The 25925-nt window shown below is 66.4% G+C and carries 23 protein-coding genes; 12 read left to right on the top strand and 11 right to left on the bottom strand.

The window, feature by feature from the left end; genetic code table 11:
* Positions 1-43: 43 nt before the first annotated feature.
* Positions 44-1249 (bottom strand): MFS transporter, encoded by a 1206-nt coding sequence (locus KHO27_RS12450; RefSeq protein WP_214501914.1) that lies wholly within the window; start codon positions 1247-1249, stop codon positions 44-46.
* 114 nt (positions 1250-1363) lie between these two features.
* Here KHO27_RS12450 and KHO27_RS12455 point away from each other — a divergent pair, with 114 nt between their 5' ends.
* Positions 1364-2275, top strand: a complete 912-nt coding sequence (locus KHO27_RS12455) for a LysR family transcriptional regulator (RefSeq protein ID WP_110700737.1) — start codon at positions 1364-1366, stop codon at positions 2273-2275.
* Here the strand turns inward: KHO27_RS12455 and KHO27_RS12460 are convergent.
* A complete protein-coding gene (locus tag KHO27_RS12460; protein WP_214501915.1) occupies positions 2256-3176 on the bottom strand; it encodes a LysR substrate-binding domain-containing protein in 921 nt (306 codons plus the stop codon). The two genes, KHO27_RS12455 and KHO27_RS12460, sit on opposite strands and share 20 nt — an antisense overlap.
* 171 nt (positions 3177-3347) lie before the next feature.
* Here KHO27_RS12460 and KHO27_RS12465 point away from each other — a divergent pair, with 171 nt between their 5' ends.
* From KHO27_RS12465 to KHO27_RS12495, 7 genes are all read left to right on the top strand, one after another.
* Positions 3348-4124 carry a YqcI/YcgG family protein gene (locus KHO27_RS12465; protein WP_110700741.1) on the top strand — a complete coding sequence of 259 codons (777 nt, stop codon included), beginning with the start codon at positions 3348-3350 and terminating at the stop codon, positions 4122-4124.
* Positions 4125-4126: 2 nt separating this feature from the next.
* Positions 4127-4759 (top strand): LysE family translocator, encoded by a 633-nt coding sequence (locus KHO27_RS12470; protein ID WP_110700743.1) that lies wholly within the window; start codon positions 4127-4129, stop codon positions 4757-4759.
* A 26-nt stretch (positions 4760-4785) separates the two neighbouring features.
* Positions 4786-5886, top strand: coding sequence for a hypothetical protein (locus KHO27_RS12475; RefSeq protein ID WP_110700745.1), 1101 nt, complete (start codon positions 4786-4788; stop codon positions 5884-5886).
* Between the two features lie 167 nt (positions 5887-6053).
* On the top strand, positions 6054-6719 hold the full coding sequence (locus KHO27_RS12480) for a sel1 repeat family protein (protein WP_110700995.1): 666 nt from the start codon (positions 6054-6056) through the stop codon (positions 6717-6719).
* Between the two features lie 126 nt (positions 6720-6845).
* Complete coding sequence (locus KHO27_RS12485; RefSeq protein WP_110700747.1) at positions 6846-7469, top strand: ferric reductase-like transmembrane domain-containing protein; 624 nt, start codon at positions 6846-6848, stop codon at positions 7467-7469.
* A gap of 15 nt (positions 7470-7484) precedes the next feature.
* Positions 7485-7973, top strand: a complete 489-nt coding sequence (locus KHO27_RS12490) for an HvfX family Cu-binding RiPP maturation protein (RefSeq protein WP_214501916.1) — start codon at positions 7485-7487, stop codon at positions 7971-7973.
* Positions 7974-8199: 226 nt separating this feature from the next.
* A complete protein-coding gene (locus tag KHO27_RS12495; RefSeq protein ID WP_110701043.1) occupies positions 8200-9162 on the top strand; it encodes an IS110 family transposase in 963 nt (320 codons plus the stop codon).
* A gap of 52 nt (positions 9163-9214) precedes the next feature.
* Here the strand turns inward: KHO27_RS12495 and KHO27_RS12500 are convergent, their stop codons facing one another.
* The 3 genes from KHO27_RS12500 to KHO27_RS12510 are packed head-to-tail and all read right to left on the bottom strand — an operon-like array spanning position 9215 to position 14865.
* Positions 9215-12361, bottom strand: a complete 3147-nt coding sequence (locus tag KHO27_RS12500) for an efflux RND transporter permease subunit (RefSeq protein ID WP_110700751.1) — start codon at positions 12359-12361, stop codon at positions 9215-9217.
* A 15-nt stretch (positions 12362-12376) separates the two neighbouring features.
* The gene (locus KHO27_RS12505) at positions 12377-13603 is read right to left on the bottom strand and encodes an efflux RND transporter periplasmic adaptor subunit (RefSeq protein WP_110700753.1); all 1227 of its coding nucleotides are present in this window, start codon (positions 13601-13603) and stop codon (positions 12377-12379) included.
* A 59-nt stretch (positions 13604-13662) separates the two neighbouring features.
* A complete protein-coding gene (locus KHO27_RS12510) occupies positions 13663-14865 on the bottom strand; it encodes a TolC family protein (RefSeq protein ID WP_110700755.1) in 1203 nt (400 codons plus the stop codon).
* 213 nt (positions 14866-15078) lie between these two features.
* Between KHO27_RS12510 and KHO27_RS12515 the strand changes: the two genes are divergently transcribed.
* From KHO27_RS12515 to KHO27_RS12525, 3 genes are all read left to right on the top strand, one after another.
* Positions 15079-16299 (top strand): putative DNA modification/repair radical SAM protein, encoded by a 1221-nt coding sequence (locus tag KHO27_RS12515; RefSeq protein WP_102684094.1) that lies wholly within the window; start codon positions 15079-15081, stop codon positions 16297-16299.
* On the top strand, positions 16296-17138 hold the full coding sequence (locus tag KHO27_RS12520) for a TIGR03915 family putative DNA repair protein (protein WP_110700757.1): 843 nt from the start codon (positions 16296-16298) through the stop codon (positions 17136-17138). The genes KHO27_RS12515 and KHO27_RS12520 overlap by 4 nt, the downstream gene beginning before the upstream one ends.
* 150 nt (positions 17139-17288) lie before the next feature.
* Positions 17289-19457: a TonB-dependent siderophore receptor gene (locus KHO27_RS12525; RefSeq protein WP_110700759.1), complete on the top strand. Its 2169-nt coding sequence runs from the start codon at positions 17289-17291 to the stop codon at positions 19455-19457.
* Between the two features lie 115 nt (positions 19458-19572).
* Here KHO27_RS12525 and KHO27_RS12530 read toward each other — a convergent pair whose 3' ends face one another.
* The 5 genes from KHO27_RS12530 to KHO27_RS12550 are packed head-to-tail and all read right to left on the bottom strand — an operon-like array spanning position 19573 to position 24011.
* The gene (locus KHO27_RS12530; protein WP_046855064.1) at positions 19573-20328 is read right to left on the bottom strand and encodes an ABC transporter permease; all 756 of its coding nucleotides are present in this window, start codon (positions 20326-20328) and stop codon (positions 19573-19575) included.
* Positions 20328-21533 (bottom strand): ABC transporter substrate-binding protein, encoded by a 1206-nt coding sequence (locus tag KHO27_RS12535; RefSeq protein WP_214501917.1) that lies wholly within the window; start codon positions 21531-21533, stop codon positions 20328-20330. The genes KHO27_RS12530 and KHO27_RS12535 overlap by 1 nt, the downstream gene beginning before the upstream one ends.
* Complete coding sequence (locus tag KHO27_RS12540) at positions 21520-22341, bottom strand: ABC transporter ATP-binding protein (RefSeq protein WP_111532171.1); 822 nt, start codon at positions 22339-22341, stop codon at positions 21520-21522. Before KHO27_RS12540 ends, KHO27_RS12535 begins: the two co-directional genes overlap by 14 nt.
* Positions 22338-23402 carry an acyl-CoA dehydrogenase family protein gene (locus KHO27_RS12545; RefSeq protein ID WP_214501918.1) on the bottom strand — a complete coding sequence of 355 codons (1065 nt, stop codon included), beginning with the start codon at positions 23400-23402 and terminating at the stop codon, positions 22338-22340. Before KHO27_RS12545 ends, KHO27_RS12540 begins: the two co-directional genes overlap by 4 nt.
* 48 nt (positions 23403-23450) lie before the next feature.
* Positions 23451-24011 carry a carboxymuconolactone decarboxylase family protein gene (locus KHO27_RS12550; RefSeq protein ID WP_102684087.1) on the bottom strand — a complete coding sequence of 187 codons (561 nt, stop codon included), beginning with the start codon at positions 24009-24011 and terminating at the stop codon, positions 23451-23453.
* Between the two features lie 102 nt (positions 24012-24113).
* Here KHO27_RS12550 and KHO27_RS12555 point away from each other — a divergent pair, with 102 nt between their 5' ends.
* Positions 24114-25028, top strand: coding sequence for an AraC family transcriptional regulator (locus tag KHO27_RS12555; protein ID WP_214501919.1), 915 nt, complete (start codon positions 24114-24116; stop codon positions 25026-25028).
* 7 nt (positions 25029-25035) lie between these two features.
* On the opposite strand, the gene KHO27_RS12560 is transcribed toward KHO27_RS12555, so the two are convergent.
* The gene (locus KHO27_RS12560) at positions 25036-25914 is read right to left on the bottom strand and encodes a DMT family transporter (protein WP_214501920.1); all 879 of its coding nucleotides are present in this window, start codon (positions 25912-25914) and stop codon (positions 25036-25038) included.
* Between the last annotated feature and the right edge of the window lie 11 nt (positions 25915-25925).

The following is a 25925-nucleotide window of genomic DNA, read 5'->3' on the forward strand; positions in this document are numbered from 1 at the left end:
GTCCTGCTGCCAGAAATGCTGCTTCGCGGATACGGACGTCGGGTTAGCGGGCGCCGGCGGCGAACCCGGCTCGGCGTCCGCCCAGCACCAGCAACCATGCCAACCCCACCAGTGCCAGCACTACCGCGCCAAACGCCCCGACCCCAGCCCCCACCAGCAACAGCCCGCCGACGATGCCACCCAGGGCGATGGCGCTGTTCCACACGGTCACCAGCATAGACTGCGCCACATCGCCGCCCTCGCCCGCCGCATCGGCACAGGCCGTTTGCAGCAGCGTCGGCGCGCCGCCGTAGGTCAGCCCCCACAGCGCCACGCTGACATGCACCAGCCAGGCCGCGCCTTGCACCTGCCCCAGGGCCAGGGTCGCCAGGGCGAAGCCGGCCAGGCACAACAGCACCAACCCGCGCAGATGCCGATCGACCCCCAGACCGACCAGGGCGATGCCGGCCAGCGAGGCCAGGCCGAAGGTCATCAGCACCTGGCCCACCGCGTCAGCCATGCCCGCCGCGGCGAGCAACGGCACGATGTAGGTGTAGAGAATGTTATGGCCAAGGATCCACACCAGGATCACCACCAGCACCCGCGCCACGCCCGGGGTGCGCAACACTGCCATTGCCGCGGGGCGCTTGCCCGCGGCCTGGCCGGGAAAGTCCGGCACCGCCCGCAACACCCAGGCGACCAGCAGCAATGCAGCCAGGGTCACCATCACGAAGGTTGCCCGCCAACCCATAAATGTCCCCAGCCAGGTACCGATGGGCAAACCCAGCGACAAGGCGATGGGCTGCCCCAGCATCGCCACTGCCATGGCCTTGCCCTGCTGGGCGGGTGCCACCATGCGCCGCGCATGGCCGGCGATCAGGCCCCAGGCCAGGCCGGCGGCGGCACCGGTGCAAAAACGCAGGAGCAAGGTGAGTGTGTTGTCCGACGACACCGCGGTCAGCCCGTTGAACAGGATGAATCCGCCAATGGCCAGCAGCAGTGCCCGACGGCGCCACCAGCCTTGGGTCAGGGTCACCAGCGGGATGGCCGTGAGCAATGAACCCAAGGCGTAGGCCGTGACCCATTGCCCGGCCATGGCCTGGCTGATCTGCATGCCGTCGGCGATCTGGTCGAGCAGGCCGGCCGGCAGGGTCTCGCTGAGGATGGCGATGAAGCCGGTCAAGGCCAGCGCCAGCAAGCCGCTCAGGGGCAGGCGCTTGGCACTGGCGGGGGATGCTCCGGCGCAGGCCGCCGGGGAAGGTGAATGCATGATGGTCTCCGGTTGGTCAAACAGGCAGGCATCTTGCGCCGCTGGGGTATTGCGGAAAAAGCCGGGTACAATTCCGCTCAGTCAGGACACCAACGTCCGCAATCGGAGCACAGCATGGACAGCCTCAGTGGCTTCATGGTCTTCATTCGGGTCGCCGAAGCCCGCAGCTTCGTCGCCGCCGGCCAATCGCTGGGGATCAGCGCGTCAGCCGTGGGCAAACGCGTGGCCCGCCTGGAGGAAAGACTGGGAGTGCGCCTGTTCCACCGCAGCACGCGCAGCATCACCCTGACCGCCGAGGGCACACTGTTCCTCGAGCGCAGCCGGCGCATCCTGGCCGAGATCGAGGCCACCGAGCAGGCACTGTCTCAGGCCAGCGGCGCGCCGCGCGGGCGCCTGCGGGTGAGCCTGCCGCAGGTGACCGGGCTGGTGATGCCGGCGCTGGCCGAGTTCATGGCACGCTACCCGGAGATCGAGCTGGACCTGGACTTCAGCGACCGCATGGTGGATATCATCGGCGAAGGCTTCGACGTGGTGATGCGCGGCGGCCAGCCCCTGGATTCACGGCTGAACGCCAAGTTCCTCGGGCACTTCCAGCATCGCCTGGTGGCGTCCCCCGAGTACCTGCGCGAACGCGGCACGCCGCAGCACCCCCGCGAGCTCGGCGGGCACAGCTGCCTGCACTACCGCTTCCCCAGCAGCGGCAAGCTGGAAACCTGGCCGCTGCGCCGGGAGCACCCCGAACAGGACTACGCCATTCCCATCTCGATGGTCTGCAACCATGTAGAGACGCGCATCTGCTTCGCCCTCAACCACCGTGGCATCACCTGCCTGCCGGACTTCAGCGTGCGCCGGGAGCTGGCGGCCGGCAGCCTGGTCAGTGTGCTCGACCCCTTCATGGAGCGGCGCGGCAGCTTCTACCTGCTGTGGCCATCCGGGCGGCAGATGCCGCCCAAGCTGCGGGTGTTCATCGACTTCATGCTCGAGCGAGTGCTGCCAGCCACCGACCTCAGCCGTACAGGTAGCTGATGTCCTTGTGCGACAGCGGCGGCACCTGCGCCACCAGGTAGTCGCGCAACTTGTACATCTGGTGGGCCTTGGGGCTGGACTTGAGCCAGGTCATGTAATAACCGTCGCCGGTGGCCACGGCGTGGGGGAACGGCGTGGCCAGGTTGCCGGCGGCGAGGTCGGCGCTGGCCAGCACCAGGTCGACCACCGAGATGCCCAGCCCCTGCTGGGCGGCTGAAATACCCTGATCGAGAGTGTCGAACACCTGGCCCTGGTCGATGCTGATGTCCAGCGCGTCCATGCGCGCCAGCCAGCGCCGCCAGTCGCGACGGTCCGGCGACGGGTGGAGGAATTCGCAACTGGAGAGCACCGAGAGTTCCGGCCGCGCCTGCTCGAGGTAGTTCGGGTGGCATACCGGGATCAGCCATTCATCGAACAGCTTGAGGCTCTCCACATCCGCCGCAAAGCGCCCGTTACCCAACAGGATGGCGCAGTCATAGGGCTCGGAATAGAAATCCACCGCATCGATGTCCATCCAAACGCTCGACAATTGCACCGAACAGCTGTTGTCGACCTTCTTGAAGCCGTCCAGGGCCCGGAGCAGCCAGCGCACGGTGAGCGTGGACGGCGCCTTGAGCCGCACGCCGTAGCGATCCTGGCGCAACAGCGCGCAGGCATTCTCGATGATCTTGAAGCCGACCTTGAGTTCCTGGGCCAGCAGGCGGCCAGGCTCGGTCAGGCGCAGCTTGGGGCCGCGGCGCTCGAACAGGTCGCAGCCGAACAGGGCTTCGAGGGTCTTGATGTGGTGGCTGACCGCGCCCTGGGTAAGGGCCAGTTCCTGGGCCGCGCGGGTGAAGGAGCCATAGCGCGAGGCCACTTCGAAGGCCCGCAAGGCGTGCAAGGCTTGAATCCGTTCCGACATGGCGCCTTCCAGAGCATGAGTGAAGCTAATAGTAGGTCATAGATCCAGGCGTTTTACAACGTAGGACCCATCTCCGAAAATGCCGGTAAATAACAATTATATATAACCAACCTGCACGGATATGACGAAAAAGTTCTATTAACGCTACCTTCGGATCTACCTGGGGAAATCATGTTTACGGGTTATGGAAACTGCTATCGCCTGGATGCGCTAGAGCTCGCCGACGAACATGTCCAGAACCGGCACCACTGGACACACAAGACCATAGAACACTTCAAGGAAACCCTGGCCAACCCTGACTTCCCCTGCCTGTTCGGGCGCAAGGCAGTCACGGCGCGCACCTGCCATATCGTCTTCGCCCGCGCCGCACGGCTGGCCGACGATATCGCCCGGGGCCTGGCCGACTACATCGCCACCATCACGCCGATCCCGCTCAAGCAGCGTATCGGCAACCCGTTGCTGGTGTTTCTCGAAACGGCCGCCGACTCCTCGCTCGAGGCGCAGCAGGCGCTGGCCTGGGACGTGCTGCGCGAGGTCCACGCCCGCGACACGCAGCCATGGCCCGAGGAGATCCCGCAGGACCCGCATGACGCACGCTGGTCATTCTGCTTCGCCGGCATGCCGCTGTTCATCAACATGAGCTTTCCCGCCCATCGCCTGATGAAAAGCCGCAACCTGGGCCCGCACATTGCCTTCGTCATCAATCCGCGGGAGAGCTTCGACGAGGTCGCCAGCGCCGGTACCGAGAGCGGCCAGCGCATCCGGGCGCGGATTCGTGAGCGGGTGCGCCACTACAACGACGGCGTCATGCCCGAGACCCTTGGTTTCTTCGGCCAGGACGACAACTTCGAATGGAAGCAGTACCAGTTGCAGGAGCCCGGCTCGCCAAGCCCGGCACGCTGCCCGTTCCATACCCACGCAACAGCTGAACCCCTTACCGAGAACTGAACGTGAATACCGCACTGACCGCCACCTATGCTCTCACCGTCCTGCTGCTAATCGCCACGCCCGGCCCGGTGGTGGCCCTGATCGTCAACACCGCCGCCGCCTCGGGCTCGCGCAAAGCCCTGTTCACCGCAGTCGGCACCAACTGGGCTTCACTGGTGCTGATCGGCGCGGCCGCCTGGATCATCCTGACCAGCGCAGCCATCGACAAGGCCTGGCTCAGCGGCATGAGCCTGCTGGGCTGCCTGTTCATCGGCTACATCGCCCTGGGTACCCTGCGCGAAGCGCTGCAAGCCCCGGCCGAGGGCGCCACCCCGGCCCCAACCGGCGTGCAGCCGGGCCGTGGCGGCCTGCTGCAGGGCTTCATGGTCGGCATCTCCAACCCCAAGGACATCATCTTCTTCATCGCCTTCTTCCCACAGTTCATCCAGATCACCGAGTCGTTCGGCAAGAGCATGGTGGTGCTGTCGCTGCTGTGGATCGCCATCGATTTCGCCGTGCTCAGCCTTTACATCTTCGCCATCGGCAAGATCGCCTCGCCGCGCAGCAACCGCCTGATCAGCCTGGCCTCGGGTGTCGCCCTGCTGCTGATTGCCGCTGTCGGCCTGGCCTACAACATCAGGGAACTGGCCGCCTGAGCCTGCCCTCACACCAAGGAGCGCCCATGACACCGACCGACAGCGCCACCCCCGGCAGCATGGGCACGCCCGACCCACTGGCAGAGGATTACCAGCGTTTCCTGCAACTGGGCAGCCGCCGGGCACCGCACACGCTGTACGTGCATGAGCGCGGCTACCGCTCCGGCACCATCAACACCGACGCTTTGGGCATGCGCTACAGCCATTGCGCCGGCAAGCGCTTCTCGGTGGCCGAACGCGGCGGCGCGGCGCGGGTCAACCTGCTGGTAGGCGGCTCCACCGCCATGGGCATCGGCGCCAGCTCCGACGAGCACACCGTGGCCTCTTACCTGTCGATGCTGACCGGCGAGATCTGGCTGAACCTGACCGGTTGCGGGCTTAATGCCACGCAGGAACTGCTGATGTTCCTCACCCACCAGCACCGCTTCGGCCAGATCGGCCATGTGGTGGTGCTCAGCGGCCTCAACTCGCTGGCCCAGGAGGCCCTGGCCGAGGTACTGGCCGGCGCGCAGGACCCGCACCGGGCGCAGGCCTACCAGGATTTTCTCAATCGCTTCAACGAAGGGGTGCAAGCCACTGGCGAGGCACGCCGCGAATCGCTCTGGCAGCGCCTGGGCCAGGTTCTGGCGCCTGCGCGACAACCACGCTGGCCGGACATCGAGCCTCTGTCCAGCCCCGATAAGCGTCTGATCCGCGCCGCCGATTGCGTCGGCCGCACCCTGCGCCAATGGGATCGCCTGCTGGCCGACGGCCATACCACCCTCACCTTCATCCTCCAGCCGCTGCTGCCCTGGTGCCGCGAGGTCGTGCCCAGCGCCGAACAGGCTATGCTCAGCGAGCTTGAGCGCCAGCCGTCGAATTTTGATCGTCTGCTCGGCGACACCTTCGATAGCCAACTGCACATGGCCTTCTTTCGCCGTATCAAGAACCAGGCCGAGCCGGTGCCGTGCTATGACATGAACAGCATGCTCAGCAGCTCGCCGGTCTTCAGCGAACACCTGTTCGTCGACCGCCTGCACTTCAACGACCTGGGCAATAACGCGCTGGCCAAGGTGATCACCGCCAAGCTGGGGCTGGCCCAGGAAAGACAGGCCCTGCGCAAGGCCGCGCCGATCAAGCTGGTCTGATGGCCGTACGCCGGGCTTTCGGGGAAGGGGCGCGGATGGATAGAATACGCTGTCGTCGCTCCTGATTTGCCCGAGGCAACCGCGTAACTGCCATGACCATCCCAGCCGTTCCTTCGTTTCCGGCCCGCCGTCAGGGCCGCAGCCACCGCGCCAGCCTGGCAGTGGCGATGCCGTTGCTGCTGGCCGCCGTCGGCGCCCAGGCCCTGGAAGTGAACATCGACCCCCATGCCGACCTGCTTTACCGCCAGGCATTGCCCCTGCTGGAGCAGGCCGACAGCCAGGACGACAGCGCCAGCCCGCTGCGTACCGCCGTTGGCGACCCCGAACTCAGCCGCCAGGGCCAGGCCATGGCGCACACACTGCCCACGGCCGTGGCGCTGCTGAAGAAATCCGTCGCCCTCGGCCACCCAGTGGCCCAGTACCGCCTGGCGCTGTACTACACCACCTACCTGCCCGCCAACCAGATCGCCGAGGCCGCCTGCCCCTTGCTCGAGGCCAGCCTCAAGCAAGGTTTTGCCCCACCGGCGCTGGCTATCGCCCACTGGTGTGCGCCCTACAATGCCAGCCCCGCCTACCGCGAGGCCCTGGAGGCAGTCCCGAGCATGGCCACCCTGTATGCCGCCTACTATCCGCAGCCGGCCACCCGCCTGGCGTGCAACCGCAGCAGGCCACAAGGCCTGCAGCTGCAGTGGGGGCGCCAGCGTGACTATCAGGCCGAGATCTACCGGCTGCTGGGCGAGCTGGACCCGCGCCAGCGCCAGGCCTTCCTGCAAAAGGCAGTGGAGATCAATGGTTGCGCGGCGGCGCAGCAGCGCCTGACCAGTACTCGCTGAGCACCGCTACACAGCGTTACATAACCCAGCCTCCCGCGACACACTGCCGATACGCCGCCCCCGCACACTTCCGGCCACACCGCGCGACGGCCCCCGCCGTCGCCAAGCACGCCGGGACCCTTGCCTATGAAAGTATTGCCATTGCCCACTGGCTGGAAGCTGTTCCACGCCCTCGCGGCATTGACCCTGCTGATGACCGCTCTGGTCATCGCCACCCATCCGCTCGGTGCCGACGGCTTGCGCAGCGCCATCCGCGCCACGGCACGCAGCTCCTTTGCACTGTTCCTGCTGACCTTCCTGGCCTCGACGCTGGTCACCCTGCTACCCAGCCAGGCCAGCCGCCAGTTGCTCCGTGAACGGCGCTACCTGGGCCTGGCCTTCGCCTTCTCGCATACGGTCCATGGCGTGCTGATCTACCTGTATGCGCAACGCTACCCGGAGTTGTTCTGGGCCGGGCGTAGCGCGGTGGCGAACATCCCGGGCTCGGTGGGCTACCTGTTCATCCTGTTGCTGGCCCTGACCTCGTTCAAGGCACCGATGCGCCTGCTCGGCCCACGCCTGTGGAAAGGCCTGCACAGCACCGGCACCTGGGTGCTGGCGGCGGTGTTCTGCCTGTCGTTCTACAAGCGCATCCCCATGGGCGGTTGGTACCCGCTGGCGTTCGCCCTGATGTTCGCCGCCATCAGCCTCAAGCTCATCGCCAAGCAGGCCCAACGCTCACGCCGGGCCGCCACTGCCCTGTCGCACTGACCCAAGGAGATCACCATGCTGACAAACACCCTGACTCGCCCGTTCAAGGCCCTCGACCGGGCCGGCAGCTGGAGCGCCGACCTGCCGCTGCGCCTGTTCCTGGCCTGGGAGTTCTTCGAATCGGGCCTGGAGAAGTTCAATGGCGCCAACTGGTTCGCCGACCTGCAAGGCAGTTTTCCGTTCCCGTTCGACCTGCTGCCAGCGGGCCTGAACTGGCAACTGTCGATGTGGGCCGAGCTGCTCTGCCCGCTGCTCCTGCTGCTCGGCCTCGGCACCCGCCTGGCCTCGGCGGTGCTGATGGTGGTGACGGTAGTGGCAACCGCGGCGGTGCACTGGCCAAGCCAGTGGTCGAGCCTGGCGGAACTGGGGCGGGGGTATGCGATCACCGACCAGGGGTTTGGCAACTTCAAGCTGCCGCTGATCTACCTGGTGGCGTTGTTGCCACTGCTGTTGAAAGGCTCTGGAAGGTTGAGCCTGGACCACTGGCTGTGGCGTCGACGTTGAAGCATCGCGGGGCAAGCCCGCTTGTATGGTTAGACTTGAAGGGGTGGTGGGACTAAATGCCCGATTCTGACTGTTCGCATCAGTACAGACCGTGGGAGACATCGCCCCACCCCTTCCACCAAAGCGCCGATAAAGAATGCATCGTTTGCAAGCGACGATAGAAGCAAGCCAGCGCCTCTTGGTGAAACCCCTTCAAGCCCAAAAACCATAACGTGAGGAAGCGCCCATGGCAATGCAGGTTGGCAAGCTGATCGTGGGTGCGGATGTCGCGAAAGCTGAACTGGTGATTCATCACGATGATCGCGATGAGGTCATCAGACTGAAAAACTCCAAACTCGAAATCAAAAGATGGCTGAAGCAACAGCCCCTCAACACGGCTATTGCTGTTGAGGCGACTAATGTTTATCACCTCGATCTGGTTGAACTGGCTCATAGCCTGGGCTTCGAGGTGTATGTCATTGATGGATTCCAGCTGAGCAACTACCGGAAAAGCGTGGGTGGACGAGTAAAAACGGATCCTTCTGATGCTCGGCTGCTGTCCCGTTTTTTGAAAAACGAGGGGGAAGACCTTCGCCCTTGGACTCCTCCTCCCGCCGTCTACGGCAAGCTACAGAGCCTTCTTCGGCGTAGATCGGCCTTGGTGACTGCTCGCACTGCAATGACGCAGAGCTGGGCTAATGAAGCCTTGTTGAAAGCCGCCTTCAAAACCTTTGTAAAATCCATAGACCGGCTGGATCTGCTGATCCAAAAGAAGATTAAGGAGGTGCTGCGAGAAGCTGGCCTGCACGAACAAGTTGCCCGCTGCCAAGCAATAGAGGGCATTGGTTTTCTCACCGCTACGGCATTGGTGATGGCCTTTATGCGGGGCGAGTTCAAAAGCAGTGACTCGTATATTGCATTCCTGGGAATGGATCTACGAGTCAGTGATTCAGGGCAGAAGAGTGGACGCCGCCGCCTGACGAAACGAGGCTGCTCGGAGATCAGGCGTCTATTGCATAACGCCGCCATGGCGGCGAGCCGATCGGCTGCTTGGAAAGACGTCTACGAACAGTATCGGAAAGCCGGTAAAGCAACGACACAAGCGCTGGTAATCCTGGCTAGAAAGCTTGCACGGGTGGCATTCGCCCTGATGAAAAATCAGGACGAATATGTCACCAAAGGTGGAAAACTGGCTTGCTGCAAACCATAGAATCTCCCACTGTGATGCTTGCGTGGGAGCGGGCTTGCCCGTTGATAGAGGTTCACGCAGTCTCGGCCTCATCGCGCCGGTGCGCCCACTGGTACAACGCCGGCAGCACCAGCAAGGTCAACGCCGTCGACGACAGGATCCCGCCGATCACCACCGTCGCCAGCGGTCGCTGCACCTCGGCACCGGTGCCAGTGGCCAGGGCCATCGGGATGAACCCGAGCGATGCCACCAGCGCGGTCATCAGCACTGGCCGCAAGCGGGTCAAGGCGCCCTCCTCGACTGCGGCGCGCAGGCCGCGCCCTTCCTCGCGCAGGTTGCGGATAAAGGCGATCATCACCAGGCCGTTGAGCACCGCCACCCCGGAAAGCGCGATGAAGCCCACGCCCGCCGAGATCGACAGCGGAATGTCGCGCAGCCACAGCGCCAGCACGCCACCGGTGAGGGCGAAAGGAATCCCGGTGAACACCAGCAGGCCGTCCTTGAGGTTGTTGAACATCATCAGCAACAAGGCCATGACCAGCAGCAACGACACCGGCACCACCACGCGCAGGCGCTCGGCCGCCGATTGCAACTGCTCGAACTGGCCGCCCCAGCGGGTCCAGTAGCCCGGTGGAATCTGCACCTGGTCGATCAAGGTCTGCGACGCCTCCTCGACGAACGAGCCCAGGTCACGCCCGCGTACGTTGGCACTGACCACCACCACGCGTTTGCCGTCTTCGCGGCTGACCTGATTGGGCCCCAGCTGCAGGTTCAGCGTGGCCACCTGGGACAGCGGGATGAAGCCGATCTGCGCGGCCCCCGCGGCGGCACTGGCCGGCACCGGGATCAGCAGGCTCGACAGCCCGTCGACATCGGTGCGCAGCGCCTCGGACAGACGCACCACCATGTCGAAGCGACGGTCGCCTTCGTACAGGGTACCGGCGGTACGCCCCCCCACCGCGATGGCGATGGCATCCTGCACATCGCCCACGTTCAGGCCGTGGCGGGCGGCCTTGTCGCGGTCGATATCGATGGTCAGCACCGGCAGGCCGGTGGTCTGCTCGACCTTCACCTCGGACGCCCCCGTCACTTGCTGCAAGCTGGTGGCGATCTGCGCGGCGGTGCGGTTGAGCACCTCCATGTCATCACCGAACACCTTCACCGCCACGTCGCTGCGCACCCCGGAAATCAGCTCGTTGAAGCGCAGCTGGATTGGCTGCGACAGCTCGTAGTTGCTGCCCGGCACGCTGGCCGCCGCCTGCTGCACCTCGGCGATCAGCGCGTCACGCGACTTGCCCTGGTCCGGCCACTGCTCGCGCGGTTTGAGCATCACATAGGCGTCGGAAATGTTCGGCGGCATCGGGTCGGAGGCGATCTCGGCGGTGCCCGTGCGGGCGAACACCCGCTCCACCTCCGGCACCCGCTCGATGATGGTCTTCTCCAGGCGCTGCTGCATGTCCACCGACTGCGACAGGCTGGTGCCCGGCACGCGCAGGGCCTGCAGGGCGAAGTCACCCTCGCTGAGGCTGGGGATGAACTCGCTGCCCATGCGGCTGGCCAGCACACCGGACAGCAGCACCAGGGTCGCGGCGCCAGCAAAGGCCAGGTTGCGCCGGCCCAGCACCCACTCCAGCACCGGGGCGTAACGACGCCGGGCGGTGCGCATGACCACGCCCTCTTCTTCCTTCACCTTGCCGGTGACGAACAGCGCGAGGGCCGCGGGGACGAAGGTCACCGAGAGGATCATCGCCCCCAGCAACGCCATCACCACGGTGAAGGCCATGGGGTGGAACATCTTGCCCTCGACCCCGGTCAGGGCGAAGATCGGCAGGTACACCACCATGATGATCAATTGCCCGTAGATCAGCGGCCGGCGCGCCTCGCGGGCGGCGGCAAACACTTCGTGGAAGCGCTCGGAACGGGTCAGCATGCGGCCATGATGCTGCTGGGCATGGGCCAGGCGGCGAATGGCGTTCTCGACGATCACCACCGCGCCGTCGACGATGATGCCGAAGTCCAGCGCACCCAGGCTCATCAGGTTGGCGCTGACCTTGTTGCTGAACATGCCGGTAAAGGTGAACAGCATCGACAACGGGATAACCATGGCGGTGATCAGCGCGGCGCGGATGTTGCCCAGGAACAGGAACAGCACCGCGATGACCAGGATCGCGCCCTCGATGAGGTTCTTCTTCACCGTGGCGATGGCCTTTTCCACCAGGTTGGTGCGGTCATACACGGTGATCGCCACCACGCCCTTGGGCAGGCTGCGGTTGATCTCCTCGAGCTTGGCCGCCACCGCCTGGGACACCGTGCGGCTGTTCTCGCCGATCAGCATGAATACCGTGCCCAGCACCACCTCCCGGCCGTTCTCGGTGGCGGCGCCGGAGCGCAGCTCCTGGCCCAGGCCGACCTGGGCCACGTGGCTGACGCGGATCGGCGTGCCGTCGACGCTGGAGATGACGATGCTGGCGATGTCCTCGGCCGAAGCCACCTGGCCCGGGGCGCGGATCAGCAATTGCTCGCCGTTGCGTTCGATATAGCCGGCGCCGACGTTGGCGTTGTTGCGCTCCAGGGCGGCGACCAGATCGTTGAGGGTCAGCTTGTAGGCTGCCAGGCGCTTGGGCTCCGGGGCGATCAGGTACTGCTTGGCGTGGCCGCCGATGCTGTTGACCTCGGCCACGCCAGGCACATTGCGCAGCTGCGGCTTGATGATCCAATCCTGGATCACCCGCAGGTCGGTGGCGGTATAGGGCGTGCCGTCGTCCTTCGCGGCGCCCTCCTTGGCCTCGACCGTCCACAGGAAGATCTCGCCAAGGCCGGTGGAGATCGGCCCCATGGCCGCCTCGATGCCCTCGGGCAACTGCTCGCGGGCCACCTGCAGGCGCTCGTTGACCAGTTGCCGGGCGAAGAAGATATCGGTGCCGTCATCGAAGATCACCGTTACCTGCGACAAGCCCGAGCGCGACAGCGAGCGGGTCTGCTTCAGGCCTGGCAACCCGGCCATGGCGGTCTCGATGGCGAAGGTGATGCGCTGCTCGGTCTCCAGGGGCGAATAGCCGGGCGCGGCGGTGTTGATCTGCACCTGCACGTTGGTGATGTCGGGCACGGCGTCGATGGGCAGCTTCTGGTAGCTGTGGATGCCCACGGCGGCCATCAGCACCACGGCGAGCATCACCACCAGGCGCTGCTCGATGGCGAATTGGATCAGGCGTTCGAACATGGAAGACGTCCCCGGTCAGTGGCTGTGTTCGGCCGAGCCTTTGCCCAGCTCGGACTTGAGGACGAAGCTGCCGGCGGCGGCCACTTCGGTACCGGCGGCCAGGCCTTCACGGATCTCCACCTGGCCGGCATCACGCCGGCCGGGCTTGACCGGGCGGGCCGCGAACCCTTCATCGGTGCGGGCGAACACCACGGTCTGCTCTTCCCAGGTCTGCAGGGCGCTTTCCGGCACCACCACCTCGGCCTCGAAGCGCTCGACGGTGACCGCGATATTGACGAACAACCCGGGGCGCCAGGCGCCATTGGGGTTGGCCAGGGTGGCGCGCACGGTGGCGGCGCGGTTCTGCTCGCCGAGCAGGCTGCCGACGTAGTTGACCTTGCCCTCCACCTGGGCGCCGAGGTCCGGCGCGCTGACGGTGACGCCACGACCACTGACCACCTTGTCCAGGTCACGCGGGGCCACGGCGAAGGTGGCCCAGACCCGGCTCAGGTCCGATAGCGTGAAGGCATTGCTGGTCTCGTCCACCACCTCGCCCACGGTCAGGTGCTTTTCCACTACCACCGCGTCGAACGGTGCGCGCAGCTCGTAGCGGTTGCCCTTGCCGGCCGGTGCCACCGCGGCGACCTTCTGCCCGGCGTTGGCGGCAGCGATCTCGGCCTCCTGCAGCGCCTGGCGGGCCAGCAGGTAGTCCTGCTCGGCACTGATGCGTTCCTGCCACAGCTGTTTTTCACGCGTGAAGGTCAGCCGGGCCAGCTCCAGGCGCCGTTGCGCGGCCTGCTGCTCGCTGCGCAGCTCGGAGATCTGCTGGCTGGCGATCACCGCCAGCACCTGGCCGCGCTTGACCGCCTGGCCCAGCTCGGCCTGCACCGACTCGACCACGCCAGGAACCCGTGGCACCACATGAGCGGTGCGGTCTTCGTCGAAACGGATTTCGCCGGGGAAGCTGATGGCGGTGCCCAAGGTGCGCGGACCGGCGGTGGCCAGCTGCACGCCGGCGGCGCGGATCTGCTCGGCAGTCAGGTGCAGCTGGCCCTCCTCCTCGCCATGCCCCTCGCCTGTGGACTCACCGTGGCCGTGTCCGTCGTCCTTCTCTTCGTCATGGCCATGGCCGGCTTCGCCGTGGCCGTCGTGTTGGGCCTGGCCGCTGCCGGCCTTGCCGAGGGTGCCGGTCCAGGCCGCGCCACCGAGGCCGATAACGGCCAGGGCGGCGGCGAGGATGGCGAGCTTGCGTGGGTTGGTCATTGTTGCTCCTGCTGGAAAAGTCGTTGCAGTTCAGGGCCTGCCCCGCGACGGGACGAGGCTCAAAGCTCGCCGTAGATCCGCTCCACCTGTGCCCGGGCATCAGTCGCCTGGGCCAGCGCTTCGAGATACAAGCCCCGCGCCTCGATCAGCGTGCGCTGGGCATCGAGCACATCGAGGAAGGCGAACTTGCCCATCTCGAAACCTCGGGTGGCGGTGTCCACCGCCTGCTGGGCGGCGGGCAGGATGGTGCGGTCATACGCCTGCACCTCGCCCATGGCCGTGCCCCACTGCTCCAGGGCACTGCGGGTTTCGCTGCGCAGGCGCAGTTCGACGGCGTTGCGCAGATCGCGGGCCTGGTCAGCGCGGCGCGCGGCGGCCAGTACGTTGCCCTGGTTGCGGTCGAACAGCGGCAGCGGCATGGACAACCCCACCACATTGACCCGCTCACGCTCCTCACGGCTGTACTGGCTGCCCAGGCTCACGGTCAGGTTGGGGATGCGCTGGGCCTTCTCGGAGCCCAGGCTGGCATCGCCACGCTCGATCTGCGCCGCGGCCAGGCGCCATTCGGCGGTCTGCTCGACCGTGGCCAGCAGGCGTTCGGCCTTGGGCGCCGGGCCTGGCGAGAGCGAGCTGGCGTCGAGTCGGTCGAAGCGGGCCTCGGCGCTGCCGGTCAGCCGCGCCAGGGCTTGATTGGCCACCGTGCGTTCGGTTCGCGCCCGGCGCACCGCCGCCTCGGCCTGGGCCAACTGCACCTGGGCGCGGGTGGCCTCCACTGGCGAGGACTGCCCCGCGCGCACCCGCCCCTCCACCACCCGCAGGCCACGTTCGGTCAGCGCCTGTGACTGCTGCGCCAACTCCAGCGCGGTCTGCGCCCGCAAGGCGGCATGGAAAGCCTGGATCACATCGGCGCGCAGGCTGTTGCGCTGGCGCTCGAGTTCCAGGCGGGCGACCGCCTGACCGGCCTCGGCGACCTCGATCCGCGCACCGCGCTTGCCGCCCAGCTCCAGGGCCTGGCTGAGGGTCACGGTGGTGGTACTGGTGTCACGGCGGGTGTCCTCGACCTCCCACGACAGCTCGGGGTTGGGAATCAGCCCGGCCTGACGGCGCTCGCCTTCGGCGATGCCGATCTCGCGGCCGATGGCGGCGAAGTCCGGGTTCTGGGCAAAGGCGGCGTCGAGCGCCTGGTCCAGGCTCAGGCCCTCGGCGCCGGCAGGGCCGGCCAGCAACAGGCAGAGCAAGGCGATCTTGCGGGGGATGGGCACGGCGGAAGTCCTCGTCGACAAGCGGCGGAATGCTTTGGCGAGGGACTTTAGGGAGCCTTGGTTATCTGGGGGGTGGCGTGAAGATTACAATTCTGTAATCGAGCGCTCGGGCGTTCCACGGGGGACTTGGCAGCGCCTGGCCGATCAGAAGCCCTTGCCATCAGACCAATCCCGAAATACTGTATGAATATTCAGTATTCAGCGGAACACCCCATGCAACTCATCGCCAAACTCGGCATCCTCGCCGACGCCGCCAAGTACGACGCGTCTTGCGCCAGCAGCGGCGCGCCCAAGCGCAGCTCGCGCGGCCGCGACGGCCTCGGCGCCACCGATGGCATGGGCATCTGCCACAGCTACACCCCCGATGGCCGCTGCGTGTCGCTGCTCAAGGTGCTGCTGACCAACTTCTGCCTGTACGACTGCCAGTACTGCGTCAACCGCCGCTCCAGCAACGTGCCCCGGGCACGCTTCAGCCCCGAGGAGGTGGTGCGCCTGACCCTGGACTTCTACCGGCGCAACTGCATCAGCGGCCTGTTCCTCAGCTCAGGCATCATCCGCTCGGCCGACTACACCATGGAGCAGCTGATCCGGGTGGCGCGCCTGCTGCGCGAAGAACACGCCTTTCGCGGCTATATCCACCTCAAGACCATTCCCGACGCCGACCCGCTGCTGATCGAGGAAGCCGGGCGCCTGGCCGACCGGCTGAGCGTGAACATCGAACTGCCCACCGACGCCAGCCTTCAGCGCCTGGCCCCGGAAAAGCGCGCCAGCACCATCCGCCAAGCCATGGGCGTGATCCACCACGGCCAGCAGGCCGTCGCCGGCGAACCACGGGCGCCACGCTTCACCCCTGCCGGGCAGAGCACCCAGGTCATCGTCGGCGCCGACGCCACCGACGACAGCACCTTGCTGCGCAATGCCGAGTCGCTGTACCAGGGCTATGGACTCAAACGGGTCTATTACTCCGCCTTCAGCCCGATCCCCGACAGCCCCTCCAGCGTGCCCCTGGCCGCGCCGCCGCTGTTGCGCGAACACCGCCTGTACCAGGCCGACTTCCTTCTGCGCGGTTACGGCTACAAGGCCGGCGAACTGCTGGGCGAGACCGGCAACCTGGCCCTGGACATCGACCCCAAGCTGGCCTGGGCGCTGGCCAACCGCGAGGTCTTCCCGCTCGACGTCAACCGCGCCGAACCGGCGTTGCTGGCGCGCATCCCCGGTATCGGCCTGCGCAGCGTGCAGCGCCTGGTCGCCCTGCGCCGGGAGCGGCGCATCCGCTACGACGACCTGATCCAGTTGCGCTGCGTGCTGGAGAAAGCCCGCCCGTTCATCGTCACCAGCGACTACCGCCCGGCCCAGGCCGAGCTGCGCAGCGGCCTGCTGCGGGCCCGCCTGCGCGAACCCCAGGCGCCCGTGCAGATGGGGCTGTGGGGATGATCGCGCTGGATTGCGGCGATGATTTCACCACCTGGCGCGACCAGGCCCGCCAACTGCTCGGCCACGGCATCGACCCGGCCACGGTGACCTGGGGCCAGACCTGGATGGATGACTTGCTGGCCGTGCCCACGCCCCTGCCCGCAGGCCCCGGCCCGTTCCACGCCCGCGTGCCGGCGGCGCTGCTGGCCCAGCTGGAACAGGCCGGGCGCTACCGCGGCGAGCAGCGCTGGAACCTGTTGTACGAGGTGCTTTGGCGCGTCGCCCATGGCGATCGCACCGCGATGCTGGCCGGCGACCGCCTGGGCAGTGAGCTGCAACGGCGCATCCGCCAGGTCGGCCGCGAGGCTCATCACCTGCATGCCTTCGTGCGCTTCGTGCCATTGCCCGAGGCGCTGGCCGAGCAGTTGCAGCTGGACCTGGTGGCCTACCACGAACCCGCGCATGACATCCTCGACAGCGCCAGCGCACACTTCGCCGAACGCCTCGGCCGCCAGCGCTGGCTGATCGCCACGCCCCATGACGGCATCCGCTACGACGGCGCGCAACTGGACTACCGCCGCCAGTGCCCGGAAGACTGGCGGCAATGGGCGCGCAATGCCGACGACCCCGGGGCCGAACTGTGGCTGGCCTACTACCGACACACCTTCAACCCCGCCCGGCTCAACCCCGGCGCGCTGCGCCAGCATCTGCCCGGACGCTTCTGGCGCCATCTGCCCGAGGGACCGCTGATCCCCGAGCTGGTGGGCCAGGCACGGCACGGCAAGCAACGCGACGGCCAGGCGCTGGAAATAGGCAGGCAACAAGGTAAACGGATTGGCACAGGTGGCACGGGTCGATAGGTGTGGCTGCGGCCAAATCAATCCATTCGAATGTAAAAATGTGAAAATTTCATCATTTTCAATTCATACGCCCTGTTCTTGGCCGGGCAATCCCGACATACTTATTGCTAATCGTTCTCATAAACAATAGCAATAAGGATAAAGCTCGGCATGTCATCGCTCCCCTCGCCCCACCGTTTCGCGCCCACCCGCAACCTGCTGGCCATGGCCATCTGCATGGCGACCCTCACCCCCGCGCTGGCAGCCGAACAGGCCCCCGCCGTGATCGAGCTGGGCGCCACGGCCATCGATGACAGCAGCCTGGGCAGCACCACCGAGGGGTCGAAGTCGTACACCACCGGCGCCATGTCCACCGCCACCAAGCTGCCGCTGACCATGCGCGAAACGCCTCAGGCGGTGACGGTGATCACCCGCCAGCGCATGGACGACCAGGGCATGACCAGCATCAACGACGTCGCCAGGTACACCCCGGGCCTGTTCCTCAACCAGTCCAACGGCCCGGGCCGGCAGACCTACAAGGCCCGTGGCTTCGACGTCGACAACATCATGTACGACGGCATCCCCAGCGCCTACACCGGCTGGGTAGTCGGCGCCCAGCCGAACCTGGCAATGTTCGACCGGGTGGAAGTGGTGCGCGGCGCCACCGGCCTGGTCACCGGGTCCGGCACGCCCTCGGCGGCGATCAACCTGGTGCGCAAGCGCCCGCTGGCGGAGCAGAAAGTCACCCTCACTGGCGCCGCCGGCAGCTGGGACAACTACCGCGGCGAACTGGACGCCTCCAGCCCGCTCAACGACAGCGGCACCCTGCGCGGCCGCGTGGTGGCCTCGTACCAGGACGCCAACGGTTTCCGTGACGGCCAGCAGGAGGACCACGGGCTGTTCTACGCGATCACCGAGGCCGACCTGAGCGAAGACACCACCCTCACCCTCGGCCTCTCCCACCAGAAGGACAAGACCAACGTGTTCTGGGGCGCAATCCCCACCGCCCTCGACGGCCATCACCTGGACCTGCCACGCTCCTACAACCCTGCCACCGACTGGGAGGTCAAAGACCAGGAGATCAATACCCTGTTCGCCGAGGTGCGCCAGCGCCTGGCCAATGACTGGAAGCTGCAGGTCAACGCCACCTACAGTGAGCAGAACGCGCTGTTCCGCGGCTCCTACCAGTCGCGCTGGGACCTGGCCAAGCCGCTGAGCCGAACGGTCTACCAGTCGGCCCACGACGAGAACCAACTGGGCCTGGACACCTTCGCCAGCGGCCCGTTCGAGGCATTCGGGCGCACCCACGAACTGGTGGTCGGCGCCAGCAAGCGCATCTACGACATGAGCGAGCGCAACTACAGCCCCTACGACATGGACTACCCCATCGACGGCGGCAAGCCCGACTTCCTGCACACCAGCAGCAGCCGCTACCTGATCAACCAGGAAGGCGTGTACACCACCACTCGCCTGAGCCTGGCCGATCCGCTCAAGCTGATCCTCGGTGGGCGCCTGGACTGGTACGACTACGATAAGCGCGGCAGCAACGATGGCGACTACAAAGTGACCCGCAACGTCACCCGCTATGCCGGCCTGATCTACGAGCTGGACCAACACCACTCGGTCTACGCCAGCTATACCGATATCTTCCAGCCACAGGACAGCCAGAACAGCAGCGGCACGCCGGTTCGGCCAATCGAAGGCAAGAACTACGAGGTAGGCATCAAGGGTGAATACTTCGATGGCGCGCTCAATGCCAGCCTTGCCGTGTTCCGCATCGACCAGGAAAACCGCGCGGTCGAGGTGGACGACAAGAGCGTCTGCCGTGCGGGCCAGTTCACCTGCTACGAAGCCTCCGGCGAGGTGCGCAGCCAGGGTATCGACTTCGAGGTGCAAGGCGCGCTGACCGAGCAATGGCAGATCGGTGCCGGCTACACCTACGCCCGCGTGCACACCATCAAGGACGCCAAGAACCCCGCCAACGTCAACAAGCCGCTGTCCTCCGACACCCCCGAGCACCAGCTCAAGCTGTTCACCACCTACCGCTTCCAGGGCCCGCTGGAAAAACTGCGCGTCGGTGGCGGCGTCACCTGGCAGAGCCGCATGTACAACGACTTCAGCGTGGCCGATGGCGGCCGCTACCGCCTCGAGCAAGGCGCCTATGCGGTGACCGACCTGATGGCCGGCTACGCGGTCAACCAGCACCTGGACCTGCAGCTCAATGCCAACAACGTGTTCGACAGGAAGTACTACTCGTCGATTTCCAGCTCGGTGAACTACGGGGGCGACACCTTTGGCGATCCGCGCAACCTGATGCTGACCGCCAAGTACAGCTTCTGACCAGCTCAGGCGCAGGGATGCGCTTGATACCAAGATTGAACGCGGACTTTGTGGGCGCTGCGCTACGCCGCCCCCACAGATCCGCGCCAGGATTCGCTATACGCGCCTTCTTTGTTCAGGCATGCACCCAACGTCGATGCAGCGCCCGCGCCAAGGCATCGAGCATGAACCCCAGTGCGCCGATCAGCAGCACCATCGCCATCAGCTCCGAATAGGCCAGGCGGTCGCGGGTGTCGAGGATGAAATAGCCAAGCCCGGCACTCACCCCGAGCATTTCGCACGGCACCAGCACGATCCACAGGATGCCGATGGCCAGGCGCACGCCGGTCAGCACATGGCCGATCACCCCGGGGATGATCACCTTGCACAACGTCTCCCAGCGCGTGGCGCTGAGGCTGCGGCTCAACTGCAGCCAGCGCGGGTCGAGCTGGCGCACCCCGGCGGCGGTGTTGAGCAGGATCGGCCACAGCGCGGCGAAGGCCAGCAGGAAGTAAATCGGCTGGTCGCCCACGCCCATCAGCATCACCACCACCGGCATCCACGACAGCGGCGAGATCATGCGCAGGAACTGGAATGCCGGCGTGGTCGCCGCCTCCAGGTGGCGATAGCTGCCCACCAGCAGGCCCAACGGCACACCAATCAGCAGCGCCAGCAGCAGGCCGACGAGGATACGCTCGAGGCTCACCCAGATATGCCCGTAGACCTCACCCTGCCCCAGCAGCTCGATCAGGCTTTGCAACGTGGCCTGGGGCGCGAAGCGCGCCGACAGGCCATCGGCGGCGCCGAACAGGCGCACCCCCGCCCACCACAGCAACAGCAGCGCCGCCAGGCCCGCCAGACCCAGGGCGCCATGCACGAAATGCCTGCGCATCAGACCGCGAACTCCTCGCTACGCTGGAAATTCTCGGCAATGCCGAACGCCGCCGGGCCACCCACCGCGGCGATGGCGTTGCGCACGAAGCGATCGTCCACCAGGTCGCGGGCAGCCTGGGCCGGATCGAGGGCGGCAAGGAAATCGCTCTCGCCGACGATCAGGGTGTTCTTCAGGCGCTTGACCAACTCCTCGGTGTAGCTGGGGAACGGATAAGGCTGGAAGTCGATGCGTTTCTCGTCCCACTGTTGGTGCTGGATCGCGCCACTGGCGATGTAGCCGGCACGGTCATCGGCCGATGGCGCCAGCACCTTGGTCAGCACCGCCGGTTCGTGCGGGGTGTACTTGTTGGGGCCGGCCTTGGACAGCAACGCCGCGGCCTCGGCGCGGTGCTCGCGGGTCCAGTGCTGGGCCTTGACGATGGCGTTGACCACCTTCTGCGACCACTCCGGGCGATTGTTCAGGTCGTGCTCGTGCATGAACACCACGCAGCAGGCGTGGTTGCGCCAGACATCGCCGGTGAAGCGCTGCACGCGGCCGACCTTGAGGTTCTCGGCCAGGGCGTTGAACGGTTCGGCGACGATATAGCCGGCGATGCGCTTGCTGGCCAGGGCCGGCGGCATGTCCGAAGGCGGCAGCACCAGCAGGTTGACTTCGTTGTCCGCCAGCTGCGCGGTGGCGGGCTTGGACACAGGCTTCAGGCCGTTGTCGGTGAGCATCTGCTGCAGCACCACGTTGTGGATCGAGTACCAGAACGGAATGGCCACGGTCTTGCCGCCGAGCTGCTTCATATCGGTGATGTCCGGGGCCACGGTCAGGCCCGAGCCGCCGACGTGGTTCCAGGCCACGACCTTGGCTGGCACCTTGCTGCCGTAGCGCGCCCACACGGTCATCGGCGACAGCAGGTGGATGACGTTGACCTGCCCGGAGATGAACGCCTCGATCACCTGTGCCCAGCTGCGCAGCAACACCGGGCGCTCGGCCTTGATGCCCTCGGCCTCGAACAGGCCGTTGTTGTGCGCCACCAGCAGTGGCGTGGCATCGGTGATCGGCAGGTAGCCGATGCGCACCGGCGCGTCCGGCTCGGCGGCGGCGCGGGCCTGCAGGCTCGACAGCAACGGCACGGCGCCGGCGACGGTGAGCATGGCGCTCAACTTGAGAAAGTCGCGACGGGACGTGGTGGAACAGCAGTCATCCATGCACATGGACAGCCTCCGAGGGCAAGGGGGATGGGGTGGGTTCGGCTGTGCGGCTTGCCCGCCGAAGGGTTTTGAGGATTTCGATACGCAGTGCGCCCAGCTCCTCGACCCGCTGCGCCCGCGGCTGCGGCAGGTCGATGTGCCACTGACCGAGGGTGCGCGCCGGGTGGTTGCCCAGTAGCAGCACGCGATCGGACAGCAGCAGGGCTTCGTCGATATCGTGGGTGATCAGCACGGCGGCGGTGTTGTGGGTGGCGATCAGCTGCAGCAGCAGTTGCTGCATGTCGGCGCGGGTCACCTCGTCCAGCGCGCCGAACGGCTCGTCCAGCAACAGCACCTCGGGTTGGCGCGCCAGGCAGCGGGCCAGCGCAGTACGCTGGGCCATGCCGCCGGACAGTTGCGCCGGGTACTGCCCACGGGCGTGGGCCAGGCCCACCGCGTCGATGGCGTGGTCGATCCGTGCACGCCGCTCGGCCGCCGCCAGCTTGGGCTGGCGGGCGAAGTCGAGGCCGAAGGCGACGTTCTTTTCCAGGCTCAGCCAGGGCAGCAGGCTTGGGTCCTGGAACGCCACCGCAAGGCGCGGGTGCGGGCCCTGCAGTGGCTCGCCGCGCAGCTGCACGCTGCCGCCACGGGCCTGCTGCAGCCCCGCCAGCACGCGCAAAAGGCTGGACTTGCCGACCCCGCTGGGGCCAAGGATGGTCACCACCTCGCCGGGCGCCAGCGCCAGGTCGAACTGCTCCAGCACCGCCCGCCAGCCACCGTCGCGCGGGTAGCCCAGGCTGATGTCACAGGCTTCGAGCAGCACCTCGGTCATGCGCTGGCCGCCTGGCGTTGCAGTTCGGCGCGCAGTTGCACCAGGCTCGGGGTGACGATCGGCACGAACGCCGACTCGCGCCAACGCCGGGCGAAGCCTTCGCCATAGGCCGTCAGGTAGGCCTTGCCACCGCTGGCTTGCAGCTCCAGCTGCACGGCGTCGGCGGCGCATTCGGCGAGGGTGATGCGCAGTTTGAACAAGGCGGCCGGTTGGCCCTGGAAACGCCCGTCGAGCAACCCCTGCTTGAGCTCGCCGACAGTATTCTCCAGGCGTTCCTTGAGCACCTGGCGGGCCTCTTCGAGGAACGAGCCACGGCCTTGCAGGTGCGCCTGCACTTCATCCAACGCACGCCGGGCCAGACCCATGGCCATGCCGCACTGCAGCGCCAGGAACGCCGGGCGCACCTTGGGCAGGAACTCGCGGGCGTTGTCATGCAGCAGCCAGTCGCGGGCCAGGGGCACCTGGTGGAACGCCAGCGCCGCGGTGTTGCTCGACTGCAGGCCCATCAGTTGCAGATCGTCGGAACGCTCCAGGCCGGGCGCGTTGGAGGGAATGGCGGCCACGAACGGCGCGCCGCCGGCGTCATCCTCGATGGCCGCCGCCACCACGAAACCGCGCTTGCGCAGGTTGGTCACCCAATGCAGCCGGCCTTCGAGGTTCCAGCCATCGGCCGCAAGGCGGCCACACACCTGCAAGGCCTCGATGCCAGAGAGGAACTTCATGGCATTGGACAGGCCGGTGGCCCCGGCAAGTTCGCCCTTGAGCAGGTCGGGCATCAGCCGTTTGCACAGATCCCGATTGGGGCTTTGCAGCAGGTACTCGATGAAGGCGCGCTGGCCCCAGCAGACGAAGGCCGCGGCCAGCGACCGGCTGGCGATGGCCGCGATAGCCTCGACCGCCTCGCTGACATCGCCGCCCGTGCCACCCAGGGCCGGGTCGACGCCGATGCGCAGCAACTGCGACTCGGCGATCTGCGCCAGCACCAGGTGCGGATCGCACTGGCCCTGGTCAATGGCCTCGGCATTGGCATCCAGCCATTGTCGAAATGCATGGTCAAGCATGTCCCTAACTCCTTTTGAAACGCCGGGCGCGCCGGCATCAGGCCTCGGTCAGGCCGAAGGCTGCCAGCGGTATTTGCCGAGCTCGTCGTTGAGCGGCGTCTGGGCGAACACATTAGCAAAGTTGCACAGGGTTGCGAGGCTGATACCGAGAATCACTTCCAGCGCGTTGCCTTCGCTGAAACCGGCTTCACGGAAGGCCTGGTAGGTGGCGTCGCTGACGTTGCCGCGGGTGGCGATCACTTCACGGGCGAACGCGGCTAGGGTCTCGTAGCGGGCGTCGGGCAGTTCGCCGCGGGCACGCAGGGCATCGACCACTTCCTGAGGCAGCTTGGCCTTGTTCAGGGCCACCGCGGTGTGGCCGGCGACACAGAAGTCGCAACCGTGCTGGGTGGCGGCGATCAGCTGCACCACTTCGCGCTCGGCCAGGGTCAGCTCGGACTTGCCGTTGAGCGCCGAAACGGTGACGTAGGTTTCCAGCGCCGCCGGGGCGTTGGCCAGGATGCCCAGCAGGTTGGGGATGAAGCCGGAGTTCTTCTGCGCATTCTCGAGGAACGGGCGGGCGGCTTCCGGAGCGGTCTGCAGGCTGTGTAGAGTAATGCGCGCGGACATGGAGTGGTCTCCTTTGATGTAGGTCGCTACAGTCTGTTGGTTATAAGAAGTAGCATCCATATTCATCAGTCGCCTTTCCTTGCTCCAGAGTCCTTGCATTAGATGATTTCTTCCAGCCCCCTCGTCGATTGGTTATTAGAGAGCCTGGAGCTCGATGCCAGCCTGTTCCATGTGGGCCGCTACTGCGGTGGCTGGCATGCCAGCACCCAGGGCCTGGGTCGGGCCAGTTTCCACCTGGTGGTGCAGGGCCATTGCTGGCTGCACATCGACGGCCAGGCGCAGCCGCTGCGCCTGGAGAGCGGCGATGCGGTGTTCCTCTTGCGTGACCTGGCCTATCGATTGTCCGGCGACGAGGATGCCGCCGACGCCTGTGCCCAGCCACGCCGGAGCATGCAGGCGCTGGACCTGGAAGCCGGGGACGGCGTGGGGCTGGTGTGCGGTTTCTTCCATTTCCAGTCGGGGCTATCGTCATTGATCGTCGACGGGCTGGCGGACTGGATCCTGCTGCACGCCAGCGACCCCGCCGGCAGCGCGGCGCGCGCGCTGTTCGGGCTGATCCTCGAGGAGTGCCGGCGCCCGCAGCCGTCCCAGGCGCTGCTCGAACGCCTGACCCACCTGTTGTTCCTCTATGTGCTGCGCCAGCAGGCACACGACGGCCAAGCGCTGGGCGGGCTGGTCGCCCTCGCCCGCCAGCCGACCTTCGCCGGGTTGCTGGAGCGCTTGATCGAGGCACCAGGCCAGGCCTGGACGCTGGAGGCCATGGCGGCCTGCGCGGGGCTGTCGCGCTCGGCGTTCTTCAAGCGCTTCAACGAACTGGCCGGGCAATCCCCCGGGCAGGTGCTGCTGGCCCTGCGCATGCGTCATGCCTGCCAGTTGCTCAAGGCCGGCAATACCGTCGAGCAGGTAGGCGCGCAGGCCGGGTACCAGTCGGTGGCGGCATTCACCCGGGCCTTCGCCAAGGCCGTCGGGCTGCAGCCGGGGGCGTACCGTAAGCAGCACGAAGGGCGCGCGGGGTAAGGGCCGTTCAACGTCGCCGCTGCATCCAGGCAGCCCCAAGCCCGCTGAAGCAGATCACCGCGATACCGACCAGGCTGGTACTGTCCGGCACCTGTGCGAACACCACCAACCCCAGCAACCCGGCGAACACGATCTGGCAATAGCTGAACGGCGCCAGCAACGCCGGCGCGGCATGGCGGAACGCCTGGGTCAGCAGCAGGTGCGCGGTCATCCCGCAGCCGCCCAACGCCAGCATCAGCGGTACATGCGGCCACTGCGGCGTCTGCCAGAAGAACGGCACCAGCGCCGTCATGATCAGGGTGTTGCACACGCCTGCGTAGAAGTTGCTGGTGGTCGGGCTGTCATGGGCCGCCAGCTTGCGCGTCAGCAACTGATAGAAGCAAAAACCCAGGGCCGAACCGAAGGGAAACAGGATTGCCGGGGTAAACATCGCGCCACCCGGGTGCACCACCACCAGCACCCCGACGAAGCCCATGACCACCGCCAGCCACTGTCCCGGGGTCACCCGCTCCTTGAGCAGCGGCACCGACAATGCGGTGACCAGCACCGGGGCGAGGAAGTTGACCGAGGTCGCCTCCGCCAGCGGCAGATACTGCAGCCCGGCGGTGAACAACAGGCTGGTGCTGAGCAGGCTCAGCGCACGCAAGGTCTGCAGCAATGGCCGGCGGGTGCGCAGTACCGCCAGGCCGGCCTTGGGCAGGAAGATCCCGGCCATCAGCAAGGTGTGCACCAGGTAACGGACCCACACCACCATGATGACCGGGTAGATCCCGCCGAGGAATTTCGATAAACCGTCGTGGCTGGCGAACAGGAAGGTAGCCACCACCACCAAGGCGATACCGCGCAGCGGCTGGTTGACTCCGGACAACGGTGTACTGGAACTCATGGGGCTCTCGG

Source organism: Pseudomonas sp. RC3H12 (genome assembly GCF_018596375.1).
Taxonomy (GTDB): domain Bacteria; phylum Pseudomonadota; class Gammaproteobacteria; order Pseudomonadales; family Pseudomonadaceae; genus Aquipseudomonas.